10 protein-coding genes are annotated in these 12,277 nt (G+C 40.2%); 5 read left to right on the top strand and 5 right to left on the bottom strand.

The window, feature by feature from the left end; translation table 11 throughout:
- Positions 1-65: 65 nt before the first annotated feature.
- The 4 genes from LGQ02_RS18440 to LGQ02_RS18425 all read left to right on the top strand — a co-directional run bounded on the left by LGQ02_RS18440 (position 66) and on the right by LGQ02_RS18425 (position 3,646).
- The gene (locus LGQ02_RS18440) at positions 66-242 is read left to right on the top strand and encodes a hypothetical protein (RefSeq protein ID WP_226515746.1); all 177 of its coding nucleotides are present in this window, start codon (positions 66-68) and stop codon (positions 240-242) included.
- Entirely contained in the window at positions 196-1,458 is a 1,263-nt protein-coding gene (locus LGQ02_RS18435; RefSeq protein ID WP_226515745.1) for a M20 family metallo-hydrolase, read from the top strand. Before LGQ02_RS18440 ends, LGQ02_RS18435 begins: the two co-directional genes overlap by 47 nt.
- 10 nt (positions 1,459-1,468) lie before the next feature.
- On the top strand, positions 1,469-2,791 hold the full coding sequence (locus tag LGQ02_RS18430) for a helix-turn-helix domain-containing protein (RefSeq protein ID WP_226515744.1): 1,323 nt from the start codon (positions 1,469-1,471) through the stop codon (positions 2,789-2,791).
- 117 nt (positions 2,792-2,908) lie between these two features.
- Positions 2,909-3,646: a sulfite exporter TauE/SafE family protein gene (locus LGQ02_RS18425; protein WP_226515743.1), complete on the top strand. Its 738-nt coding sequence runs from the start codon at positions 2,909-2,911 to the stop codon at positions 3,644-3,646.
- Between the two features lie 66 nt (positions 3,647-3,712).
- Here LGQ02_RS18425 and LGQ02_RS18420 read toward each other — a convergent pair whose 3' ends face one another.
- Together LGQ02_RS18420 and LGQ02_RS18415 are read right to left on the bottom strand one after the other, a co-directional pair.
- Positions 3,713-4,708 (bottom strand): peptidoglycan recognition protein family protein, encoded by a 996-nt coding sequence (locus tag LGQ02_RS18420; protein WP_226515742.1) that lies wholly within the window; start codon positions 4,706-4,708, stop codon positions 3,713-3,715.
- 241 nt (positions 4,709-4,949) lie between these two features.
- A complete protein-coding gene (locus LGQ02_RS18415; protein WP_226515741.1) occupies positions 4,950-5,207 on the bottom strand; it encodes a hypothetical protein in 258 nt (85 codons plus the stop codon).
- 58 nt (positions 5,208-5,265) lie between these two features.
- Here LGQ02_RS18415 and LGQ02_RS18410 point away from each other — a divergent pair, with 58 nt between their 5' ends.
- Positions 5,266-6,498 (top strand): CapA family protein, encoded by a 1,233-nt coding sequence (locus LGQ02_RS18410; RefSeq protein WP_226515740.1) that lies wholly within the window; start codon positions 5,266-5,268, stop codon positions 6,496-6,498.
- A 385-nt stretch (positions 6,499-6,883) separates the two neighbouring features.
- On the opposite strand, the gene LGQ02_RS18405 is transcribed toward LGQ02_RS18410, so the two are convergent.
- The 3 genes from LGQ02_RS18405 to LGQ02_RS18395 form a co-directional block, all read right to left on the bottom strand.
- A complete protein-coding gene (locus LGQ02_RS18405; protein ID WP_226515739.1) occupies positions 6,884-8,842 on the bottom strand; it encodes a tetratricopeptide repeat protein in 1,959 nt (652 codons plus the stop codon).
- A gap of 486 nt (positions 8,843-9,328) precedes the next feature.
- Positions 9,329-10,771, bottom strand: a complete 1,443-nt coding sequence (locus LGQ02_RS18400) for a zinc ribbon domain-containing protein (protein WP_226515738.1) — start codon at positions 10,769-10,771, stop codon at positions 9,329-9,331.
- Positions 10,772-12,250 (bottom strand): hypothetical protein, encoded by a 1,479-nt coding sequence (locus tag LGQ02_RS18395; RefSeq protein ID WP_226515737.1) that lies wholly within the window; start codon positions 12,248-12,250, stop codon positions 10,772-10,774. It abuts the gene before it with no gap.
- Between the last annotated feature and the right edge of the window lie 27 nt (positions 12,251-12,277).

Genomic DNA, 12,277 nt, shown 5'->3' with positions numbered 1-12,277 from the left:
TGTTGGTTATTTATACGTGTTGTATATAACGGATAGGGGAGGTGCCTGGCATCGGAGTGACAGGTATGAATCTACCAGGTATGAATATACCAGGTATGGATCTACCAGGTATGGATCTACCAGGTATAAATCCACCAGGCATAAACCGACCTGGCACACCCAATGACCAACTAAAAACAAGGGGGAGGAACTCACATGCAACAATGGTTAGATCAACAACTAAAAGCATTAAACCTCGTTGATTCAATGAATCAAAAAGACGGTTTTACTAGACTCGGATATAGTGATGAAGAACTCAAATCGATGGCGGTATTTCGTGAAATTGCTGAAAGCCTTGGATTAACAGTTAGAGGAGATGAAGCTGGCAACTTGATCGCACGCTGGGACCCACAAGATGAGCACTTAAGCAAACCAGCGATCGTGCTCGGCTCCCACGTCGATACCGTAACACAAGGTGGTGGTTATGATGGAGTAGCTGGTGTCCTATGTGCGCTAGGTGCAATGAAAGCACTGAAAGATGAAAAGTTCGAGCCAGATCACCCAATTGAAGTCATTTGTTTTGCTTCAGAAGAATCTGCGCGCTTCGGGATTTCAACGATTGGAAGTAAGGCAATCTCAGGACTTCTCGAGCCAAACAATTTAGCAGATGTACAAGATGAAAATGGCGTGACGATTAAGGAAGCTGTTGAACAAACAGGACTATCATGGAGCACGATCGAACAAGCTGAACGGAAAAAAGACGAGATTAAAAGTTTCGTAGAACTACATATTGAACAAGGCACAGTCATTGAAAATGCTGGTGCACAATTTGGAGCCGTGTCTGCTGTTGCTTGCCCGATTCGCTTAAAGGTTACGGTCCGCGGGAAAATGAGTCACACGGGAACGACACCGATGGGGATGCGTCAAGATGCCCTTGTCGCAGCAGCTCCACTTATTTCCTATATTTCAGAACAAGGTGAGAAACTTTCAAACGACTCGGAACATGCAATTGTGGCGACGGTGAGTACAATTAGTGCAAAACCAAACGCGATGAATGTCATTCCGGGAACTGTTGAGCTTGGCATTGATATTCGTAGTGTTGATGACGGGTTGAAGGAACAAATGGCTGCGATGATCAAAGAAAAATGTCAGGAAATCGAAGAGCAGCACACTGTTTCAATCGATATCGAAACACTCGTCAATAACCCTTCGGTGAAGCTTGATGCTGAACTGATGGAAACATTATGCGAGTTAGGGGAGGCAGAAGGTTACCGTGGCCATATAATGATTAGCGGAGCGGGACATGACGTCATGAACATGGCAAAAAAATGGCCGTCTGGGCTTTTCTTTATTCCATGTCAAGACGGGTTAAGCCACCACCCAGAAGAACATGCAACCCTTGAAGATTTACACATGGGTGTTAAACTATTAATGGCTTATATAAAGTGCCAGGCACTTGTCGAAAAATCTTTAGAGTAGGTGAACGAAAGTGAAAGTAAGAATCGGAGTAGTCGGCCCGTCTGACTCAGTGAACAGAATTATTGAGGTAGCTAGTAGTTTTTCAGAATATGAAATGCTAGAAATCATTCCGTTTTCGTATGAAAAAACAGAAGAAGCTGAACAAATCGTTCGGGAAAATCGAAATAGGGTCGACCAATGGTTATTCTCCGGTCAAGCACCATATTATTACGTGGAATCAAAAGGGCTACTCGAAGACCTAGAAGTGAGTTTCCCACCATTATATGGATCGAGCTTATTAGGAACGCTTTTGGAACTGATCATGGAAAAAGGGCGCGATGTGACAAACATCAGTCTCGACACGATCAAAGAATCCGAGGTAGCCTTTATTAACAAAGCCCATTCGCTCGACGACTTTACGTTTTATACGTATTCTTATGGTGGTTATAGAGAAGCAGATGAGATCATCGCTTTTCATGAAAAGCTTTATGATGAAGGGAAAACGCAAGTGGCACTCACTTGTATTAAGGAAGTCCATAAACGACTTACTGAGCGGAATATTCCTTGCTACAGAATTATTCCTTCACAGCTTGCATTCAAACTCGTCCTTCGTTATATAAAAGAACGTGGTGAGTCGACGTTGTATCGTAAGTCACAAATTGCGGTCCTCGGTATCGAAGTGAATCACTCTTCAACAACCGAAGAAGGTCAATACTACTCTTATGAAATAAAAAGACAGTCACTCGATTTAAAGCATATGCTTCTTGATCAAGCGGAAAACTTGCAAGGATCTTTCGTTCAAATTGGAGATGGACTATTCTTCATTTATACAACCCGTGGCGAAGTAGATATGCATTTCGATGATAAATCGATTTTTTATAAGCTGTCAGAAATGAAAATGAAAAGTGAGCTGAAGTTTCGCGTCGGGATCGGCTATGGCATTACGGCACTTGGCGCTGAACAAAACTTGCGCCTAGCATTGCAGTATGCCCGCGACGAAGATGAAGCCATTTTAATTAGTGTGAATGAAGAAAAAGAAGTTCACCAATATACAGAGCAAGATGTAAACTCAGCAATTAGCTTCCAACCAAGAAATTGGGGGGCAGATTGGGAAGATAAATTTAAAGATGCGCATATTAGTCCGTCCGTCGTGTCAAAACTTCAATCGTTCTCCTTTCATTATAAAACGAATGCTGTTACGGTAAAAGAAGTTGCAAGCTGGTTGAAAGGAACGGAACGAAACGCACGACGAATTTTAAGTGAAATGGAACGATTAGGATTGGCGAAAGTGCGCGGAATGGAACAACCAGGCAATGCCGGGCGCCCTCGAAAAGTATACGAACTGTTGTTTTAACATGTTCCCTGAACCTTTAAGCAGAATTTGTTTATTGGTTTTGGGAACTTTCGTATGTTCGTCGAGTCGTCAATTTAGTTTTTCACGGGTCCATTAAAACAGAAAGGTCTTTAATCTATGTTCATAGAACTTCTCATTATTTTTCTCATATTGCTTGCCGGAAGCTTTGTGCAAGGGGTTAGTGGCTTCGGCTTTGGGCTCATTGCGATGAGTTTTTTACCGTTTTTTTTCACAATTAAAGAAAGTACGTTACTCGTTGTCTCGTTAGCGTTAGTGACATGTATGAGCATTGTCGCACAGCTGTATCGCCATATACAATGGAAGCAGCTCATCGTTTTGTTAAGTGCGGCGTTAATCGGTCGAATCGGTGCGTTTTTTGTTCTTCATTTTTATGGTGAAATGAACATAATGAAAGATATTCTCGGTGTTTTTCTTATCGGCGTTGTCATTTACTTGTTTCGTAGTAAAGGGCCGAAGGAAGGTCGAGTCGTCAACCGAACGTGGCTTCCGATTTCACTAGGATTACTTGGTGGATTCGTCGGTGGAGTATTTGCGGTTGGTGGACCGTTCTTTGTTTTTTACTTAATGCTCATTTTCAGTGACAACAAATATGCGTATAGCGCGAATTTACAAGTGACGTTTCTTTTTACCAACTCGATGACGATTTTGCTGCACGGCTTTAATGGTGACTTTACAACCGATTATGTGATTTATTTCATCGTCGGTGTCGCGACGGTTTTAATTGGCTCAAGGCTTGGGGTTCTTTGTTTTAACTATATTTCACAAGAAAATATGAAGAAGCTAGCAGGCATTGTGGTAGCGATTGCTGCGGTGAATTTGATTCTGTTTGGGTAAAGGAAACTAGGCGATCTTTACAAATAGTGAAAAAACGAGCTTGGATAAAGCTCGTTTTTTTCGTCTTTAAGATCTATCCATCGTTGCTAAAATTTCCTCCATTTTCTGTGACACGAGTGGATAAAAATGATTATTTGCACTATCTGTAGAATTGCCTCCAAAAAATCCAGTGCCGGGACAAGTTTTCACCGAGTATCCTTCACTTTTATCCAATACTCTTTCACCTGTGTTCATATCCCACCAGCGATGGTACGTGATGCTGTCAATGGATGGTTTTAGACCGAACTTGATACAAAGCAGTGCTGTAATATAAACGATCGTTTCTTTATGTTCCTCTGTCATTTCATCTTGACCTTTGTCAAAGTCGCCAATATGCTCGATGTTCAATCCAATAGAGTTTGCCTTTTCCCCAATTGTCCCGTCAGGAGCACTATTAAAGGGTCTGGACACGGCAACGCTTCCATCTGGAAAGGTCGTTATATTTTGCGCGATGTTGTCCCATCCGACCTCATTAACATGAAAATATTCCATCCCCTTTAAGAGCGTGAAATGATCGGACTGATGAAACCTTTCATAATCAGGCCTCCACGTGTGATGTTGTTGGATGAGCGTAATTTCTCGTTGAAATTCATGGTTGAATAGCCATTCTTTAAACTCATCTCTCGACATCAGGACATATTGCCCTTCCATTCTCAATTTTTTAGGAGGAATTTTCAATTTTTGTCCAACGTAGATTTGATCGGATGTAAGTCCGTTTTTCGTTTTGATGTCTTGAACGGTCGAGTTATACTCTCTTGCTAGACTCCAAAGTGTATCACCAGGAGCCACTTCATAGGCCATTGGCACAAACAACCTTTGACCAATAGATAATAAGTCGGATTGTAATCCATTTGATAACTTTAAATCTTCAACAGTCGTCCCATATTTATTAGCAATGCTCCATAGCGTATCACCAGGCTGTATGTCGTAAAGATTGCTATAGTTTTTGGCTGCTGCAAGGTTTGGCGCTATGCTCATCAGTATAATGAAAATACTAAAGACAGCGATAAGTTTTCGTCTCATTTTTTTTACGTCCTTTCAGAAAAAGCTCGTTTTTGGTACCAACATCGCTTTTTCATAGCTTGTAAATCAGCAGGGTAAACTATTCGAATCATCGATTGTAAAAATTTAGGGTTGTTTTGAGGGGCCATGAAGACGTAAGTCGGAGATAAATTGAGGAGAAAGGTAACTATCGAAGGGATTGGTCACGTTGCGGAGATAAATCGAAAAGAGGCTGTGGAGGCACTTACCTAAAAGTCAGTACCTAGCTATTTAAAATTACGTTCAGGTCAATGTCATCATAATCGTCGTCGCTAGCAATTTCTCCACAATCTGGGCAAGATATATAGACATCATTTGTGTGAAAACCGACGTAACCATGCGTACATTCTTGAATATCAAAAATCGTTTGCCATTCTACATCAAATTCTTTTTCACACGTTTTGCAATAAAAGGTACATGATCCAAAGTCCTCCGTATGAACATCCTTTTTTGCTTTTCGCTGTTTCTTCTTTTTTCCCATTTCATTCCCTCCAAACTTTCTTGATGATAACACTTCTTGTTTAAATAATGTGGATAAATTGGGGGGAGATAATGAAAAAGTAAAGGTATTACATAGAAAAAAAGCGGGGAATGAGAGTGAAAAACAAACACGTATTATTGATCGTAGGATTTGTTTTTCTTATCGTATCGTTTACCACCACGTCCCATTGTCAACAATAACTGCGCCAGTCGTTAACAAATTCACCTCACAAGAGTTAACGGCGAAATCTCATGTTGCCAATCGTGCGTTTACAGGTGGGAGTAGACAAGGAACAACACAACGGCAATTAATTTATGAAGCAGATATTGGTGCGATAGGTGACGTCTTGTTACATGCTATAGTCTATAATGATGCAAAAACTGCGGATGGCTATAACTTTTTACCGATGCTAGAAAAAATCGAGCCGTATTTGTCGGAACTCGATTTTACAATGGCAAATCAAGAATCGATGCCTGGTGGAACAGAAATTGGCTTGTCAACATACCCTGCTTTTAATAGCCCAAGTCAAATCATCGATAATCTTCAGACAGTAGGCATCGATCTGTTATCGATGGCGAACAATCATTCACTGGACAGAGGTCTCAACGGTTTAAACAGTGCAATTTCCCATCTAAAAAGAGTTGGTATGCCTTATGTCGGCGTATACGAAAATGAAGGTGATCGCAACGAAAAGCGAATCTTTGACGTGAATGACATCTTGATTGGGGTTTTATCTTATACATATGGAACAAATGGAATTCCAATCCCACATGGACATGAGTATGCCGTCGCACTACTCGACAGGGAAAAGGTAGTTGCAGATATTAAAGGTATGCGTGAAGAGGTAGATATTGTTGTTGTCCATGCGCACTGGGGTGATGAGTATGCGAGAACCCCCAATCATGGGCAGAGATCATTGGCTCAGGAGTTTGTCGAAGCAGGAGCAGATATTATCTTCGGCCACCACCCACATGTTATACAACCGATTGAAAGGTTAAAGGATCGCTATGGACGAGAGGCGATCGTTTTTTACTCATTAGGGAACTTTTTATCTGGTCAGCAATTTGAGTATAAGGATATAGGAGGGATAGGCAAAGTAAAGGTGCAAAAAATTGTTCAAGGGGAGGACGAGCAATTGAAATTAACGTCCCCGTCGATTTTGCCAACCTATGTTCATCACCGTAACCATACGAACTATCAAGTCATGCTATTAGAGGAAGCATATGAAAAAGGATATATTCATAAATCGGCTGACATGATGAAGCAACATACGGAAAAAATGATGCAATAATGTCAGCAATCAGAGCAAAAACGTGCGGGCTCAGTGGGATCCGCACGCTTTTGCTTGCCCGAGTAGCAGGAGGGGGATTCCTCCGAAGTTGGTTGTATTGGTAATGAGGTTGATTGTATTAAAAGAAAAGTTGCTTGTATTAGCAAAAAGTTGATTGTATTAGAAAGGGAGTAGCTCGTATTTTGCAAGGTTGCCTGTATTTCAATTGAAGTTGCCTGTATTTAGAAAGAGGTTGACCGTATTTTGCAAAAAGTTGACTGTAATAGTAAGGAGTTGATCGTATTCCACCCAGAGTTGATCGTATTGCCCCCAAAATAATCGTATTTGTAAGAAAGTGTAACGACACCAAAAAAGCTAGAAGCTCGATAGCTTCTAGCTTAGGGCATCAAATATTGATGTTTGCGGCGCTGTGTCTTAAAAAGTCCATCAACGGTACGTGGTCTTCCCATAAGTGCTTTGATTTGAGGGCATAATCATAAGCTTCCGTTTCATCACCGTAACCAATATAACCATTGTTCACTGGTGGAGTGTTATAAAGGTCTAGCAAATAAATGGGGACTTTATAATTTTGTCTGAGCGCTTTTTCCATCAGTTTATCCAATTTTTTTGTTTGGCCATTCGATAAATATTCGATGAGTACTCGTTGATAGTTAAAGTGAGCGGTTTCATCATCTTTATATTGATCAAGTAGCTTCTTTGCTTGCGTTAATTGGTTTTCCTCGATGTAGACCGTACATAGTAAATACCTAATTCCTTGATTGTCATTCGGGTTTAGCGCAAGCATCTCTTCAAATTCGGAGATCGCTTTTTTCATTTGACCAATAGAATATAAGGTTTCAGCATAACCTAGTTTTGCACGCATGTAAGGTCTTGTTGAAACGAATCCCCAGAAATGACCTTTGTTTTCTTCAAATTCTTCTTGTCCGATTTTTTCATAGGCTAAATCCATTGCCTTTTTGAAACAAGAAAGGGCTTCAATCGGATCGGTCATTTCTTCAGCTAACATGGTGTAAGCATCAGGTGATGCTGGATCAAGCTCTAACGCTTGTTCGATGAGCTTCTCCCTTAGTTCTCCAAACGTGTCCATCGCGTCAAATAACAGATCTTGCGCTTTTTCTTCGTCCGTCTGTTTGTCAGATGGTGCCATTGGCTTGTTTAATTGATTGTTTAAAAACTCGTGTAGGTCCTCCTCTGTCTCAAATTCCTGCGATTGTAACAGTTGTTCTACTTCTCGCAAGGTCCGTTCGGGATTCATGCTCCCTGGAGGAGGGGGAGTTGAACCATCATAGTTGCCACTTACTATCTGATGAATTTCGTCTTTAATGGCGTTTTCCATCTCGCGAAAACGGCTTGAAACAGTGCCAGGACTTACTTCATACCTTTCAGCAACTTCTTTTTGTGTAAACGACGGTGAGTTCGTTGGTAATTGCCCAACTAAGTATTCAACCGCAGCGGCATATCCTCCTAATTTTCTAGGCGCTGGCATTGTTTTTCGACAATACACATGCCAAAGGTGTTCGGCAAGGACGATATGCTCAGGAAGGAAATGTTCACTCATTTTTTGCGCTAAAAGCTGGCCGACCATTTCATGGCGTGGGTCATCCCATTGGATTTCATTTTCAAGTACTGCTGGCTCATCATCAAAGATGGTCATCAAATATTGCGGGAAGTTTTCTGTTAGGTATTCGTGCGCAGTAAGAGACGGATCCTCCTCTTGTTGAACCAATTGTACTTCTTCTTCAACTCGACCCAAACAAGCATTTGCTACTTGATGAGGGATGTGTATGTAAGACGTGAAAACTTCAGTTGTTCCTTGGATATCAATAGGGAAGAAGATCATCAAGTCTTTTTCGGCCGGTATATCATGGGCATGTAAATCTAGATTATATGTTTCATTCGTATAGACACTCGCCACTTCAGCGTTCGTACCGTTAATCGTTTTTACTCGACCGATTACAGGCGTTAACGAATGCCATTTCGAAATCGTTTCTACTGTTTGCGGACGTTTAAATTGCTTTGCTTTCTTATTCATAAAAACGTCAAAGATCGTCTCTTTATCTTGAACGAGCGGATAGTTGAAAATCGCCCAAATCGTCGTATGAAACATAATGGCATCATTCAAGTCCTCGTTATCAGTTAACGGTCCAAGCTCGATGGTGGTGAATTTCATGAGCTCATTATCATATTCTGTAAAGGCAAAGTGCAAGATTTTTTCTTGTGCTTCAATGACTTCCTCTCGAACAAGGTGTGTAGGAAAAGATATAACATTACTGTTGGCACAGCACTTTTTATACTTCTTTCCACTACCGCAAGGACAAGGGTCATTGCGTTTTACTTTTGACATGGTGGTTCCTCCTAACTCATTCTTACCGTCATCATATCAAAAAAGTGACAATATGTTTATTGATGATTCGTCAAAGTGATTTATATGGGGAGTGAAATTTTCAGGAAAATGTAGAAATACGTTGAATCGTTTGTTTTAAATAAACGTTTGTTTAACTAAATTTCAAGCTTTTATGACATATTTTTATTCTATGAAACTAGTCGTTACTATTATGGTCTAAATAACTAGATCGCATACGTATGTTAAAATAGTGGAAATAATTGAGAAAGGGTGTAGGTCTGCTGGAGCGAATTTTGCCGTTAAGAGTCAAATAACTGGCACTATTGTAGCCATAAAATGTTAAAAGGTAAACGATATAGGTGAAGATAACATCAAATTTTTAGCTTGTGCAAGGATGGCGCCATACAGATAAAGAAACGATGAATGACATAAATCTGGCACCCTTCGATAGATAATCATAAGGGTGCCAGTTGGTATTTACACAAATTAAAATTGATATTCAAAATCGATGGTCTCTGCTGGTGAGAAGGAGCTAAACCAGCCAGACCATGGATTGTGCATGTCATCAATGAGCCATTTGTCCTCGTTGGCATCATATATGAGCCCATAACGCCATGTTGATGTACTCCAATCGTGTTCGACTTCATCTAACGAATCCTCTTCATCGTAGTAAATCGATAGAAAATCAACTTGCAGATCAACATGTGCATTCCATTCCTGATCGCTATCAAGAAAAACGTCGAACCCATCAGCATCATAGGAACGTATCATTTCTAGCACATCGTAAAGGCGCTCATCTTCAATCATGGACTCGATCGTTTCTTCCCGTTCAGCAAGCAGATTATGCGTCGCATTTTCGATTAAACTAGAATCTCTTTCCATGGTTGCCAAAGCAGATGTATGACCATAATTGTTGATAGTTTCAATAAGTGTTTCTTGAACATCACTATCCATCACGTCAATTTCGAAATAATAGCCCCCAGGTGATTCAATAGCAATCGTTTCACTTTGTGCTGTTCCCCAAGGAAGGTCTAAAGAAGTGAAGATCTCTAAGGAACCATCTGTCGGAACTGGACCGAGTTCATATAACTCAGATAGTGTTGCTCCTGTTGACTCCCCGTTCAAATACACTTCAGCTTCTGAGAAGTTACCTTCGACACGAATGTATTCTCCACTTAAATAGATCCCAGCATCTACTGGATTTGGATAATCACCTGGAACATAAAGAGAAATGTTTTGTGAGTCTGATAGTGTCGTGTATTCACCTTCAAATATTGCTTCAATTTCATAAATTCCAGGAACAAGAGGTCCATATTCAGTATACTCGGAGTCAATAGACGTCGTGTGCACATGTTCACCATTGACTGAGATCTCTGTACCTTCATAATTTGATGATAAATTTAAGTATTGAGGCTCGATGACAAAATGATAACCACCGAACAAACCATCTTTTTCCTCTAAAGAAAACATGGTCCCGTATTGAGAAAATACCTCTTCAGCCTCACTAGCATAAGCACCATTGATGGATGTTAATTGAGCATTTAAATCTCGTTCAATATGGTCTATCGTCGCCGTTTCATTTTTTATTAGTTTTATTAACGGAGGTATAGTTTCTTCTGTCACTTCTAATGATGAAGTGGCAGGCTTTAACAACGCTGCTAGTTCCACACTGTCTTCTTCGTTAATAGCAGTAATGAGCTGATCAACGGCACGCTCAGGGCTTGTAAGAGACGAAATCACTTGATTAGCAACAAAGCCTAAGAGAAGTACACCGGCTAAAATACCTCCAATCACTTTCTGCTTTTTTGAAAAAGAAAAGGTCTTACCTGTGTTTTTATTTTCTATTTTTGTATTTAGTTTGTTTCCGCAACTGGGACATTCATCTAGCCCCGTAGATTTCGTCCCACATTGCGTACAAAATCTTTCCATTTATTTTTCACCCTCTACATTTAAAGTCTTCATACCAACAAAAGTAAAGATAGCAGCAAACAAGAAGCTAATAATAAATGTTCTAATTATAGGGAAGCCGGCCGAAATATTTCCGTCCAATCCACCGCCTAAAATGCCTAAGCCGCCACTCAGCTCAACTTTCGTTAGCATCGCAAATGTACCCATACAAACTGCATAAGTCACACTTGCTATAAGAAGGGCTTGAATGTTTTCACTTCGGTAAACTTCTTTTAATTTCCGACCAAGTAAAACGAAGATCGCTATAGGCACAAGGAACATCATCATTAACGGTATGTCAAACCGTGCAAGTCCCAATTCAGCAAGCATCTCATTACGACTTTCCGAAGAGAAAAGCCAAATTGATTTGGCATGTTCTTCAATACCGAAAATATTAAGTTGAAATGGGCTGAAATGAGCCAATGAGACCATATAAGCAGCAAACTGAGTAGCTATTAAAAAGGCTAAGCCGCTACCCTCAAATTCTCTTAATTCAGTAATTGCTTCTGAGTTCCAAGCATAAATTGTAGTAAATAGTAGAATTACCGCAAAACTAATCGAAAAGGCAATAACTGATAATTTAATAGGAAAACTTACGTTGTCTGAGCTGCTCACACCACTGGTTACTCTTTTCTCGATTGAAGCACCTAAGAAGGTAAAGAAGGTAAAAAGGATAAAACCAAAGAATAGCGATGCGAAGAAGGAAAACGAAAAACTCACTTCCATACTAAAGTCTCCCATTGATCCACCGTGAGATTGACTGACAAACAGGGATAAAATCGCAAGGAAAAGGCCGTAAAATGCTGCCCCTAATAATGTCGTTTGGATAAGTGACAATTGACTCATTGATGCTTGGAATTTTGATACAATAAACCCAGCAATCATCAACATTAAGCCAACAAGTAAAATGGCAATAATTAAGCCAATGCGAAAGCTCATACTCATACTTCCACCAAAGAAGTCTAATGCTTCGCCCCAAAATGAAAAAGGAACGGTGTGTAAAATAAGTAAGGTATTTAGAAGTTGGGGCTCAATAAATGCGTCCATCATTGGATCACCCGTCTGTACTGCAGAGGCGATTCGATTAGATACAATAAGACTTAAAATGAAGACAAAAATAACAGATACACCAGCTAATATTCCCGCAGGTTTTAAGTGAGACATCCACGAGCTGATGTTAGAAAGTTCTTGGAAGTTTACTTGGTCAGACATAGCTGCCTGTCGTTTTTCATGAGTTGTCCCTGAAGTTTTAGATGTTTGGATCTTTTGTGTATATGAAGAAGTTCCACAGTCGGTACAATAATTTTCTTGATTCGACAAACTTGTTCCACATGATCTGCAATGAGAAGCTTGGTGAGCTTGGACGGCTGTTTTTCCTTGATTTTTTCTTAACAAATACCCGTCATTTGGGCAATATTGCGTGTTTGGACTAAATGCATTTCCGCAATGAACACAATGCATGAATACAACTCCTTTGTAGAGAATTAA

Source organism: Bacillus shivajii (assembly GCF_020519665.1).
GTDB lineage: Bacteria > Bacillota > Bacilli > Bacillales > Salisediminibacteriaceae > Bacillus_CA > Bacillus_CA shivajii.
Note: the sequence above shows the minus strand (reverse complement) of the source record. Positions and strands in the feature narration are given on the sequence as shown.

What these genes read in the sequence shown, in the direction of transcription:
- LGQ02_RS18440 (WP_226515746.1), top strand. Translation starts at nt 66, where the DNA reads ATGAATCTACCAGGTATGAATATACCAGGTATGGATCTACCAGGTATG.
- LGQ02_RS18435 (WP_226515745.1), top strand. Translation starts at nt 196, where the DNA reads ATGCAACAATGGTTAGATCAACAACTAAAAGCATTAAACCTCGTTGAT.
- LGQ02_RS18425 (WP_226515743.1), top strand. Translation starts at nt 2,909, where the DNA reads ATGTTCATAGAACTTCTCATTATTTTTCTCATATTGCTTGCCGGAAGC.
- LGQ02_RS18420 (WP_226515742.1), bottom strand. Translation starts at nt 4,708, where the DNA reads ATGAGACGAAAACTTATCGCTGTCTTTAGTATTTTCATTATACTGATG.
- LGQ02_RS18415 (WP_226515741.1), bottom strand. Translation starts at nt 5,207, where the DNA reads ATGGGAAAAAAGAAGAAACAGCGAAAAGCAAAAAAGGATGTTCATACG.
- LGQ02_RS18405 (WP_226515739.1), bottom strand. Translation starts at nt 8,842, where the DNA reads ATGTCAAAAGTAAAACGCAATGACCCTTGTCCTTGCGGTAGTGGAAAG.
- LGQ02_RS18400 (WP_226515738.1), bottom strand. Translation starts at nt 10,771, where the DNA reads ATGGAAAGATTTTGTACGCAATGTGGGACGAAATCTACGGGGCTAGAT.
- LGQ02_RS18395 (WP_226515737.1), bottom strand. Translation starts at nt 12,250, where the DNA reads ATGCATTGTGTTCATTGCGGAAATGCATTTAGTCCAAACACGCAATAT.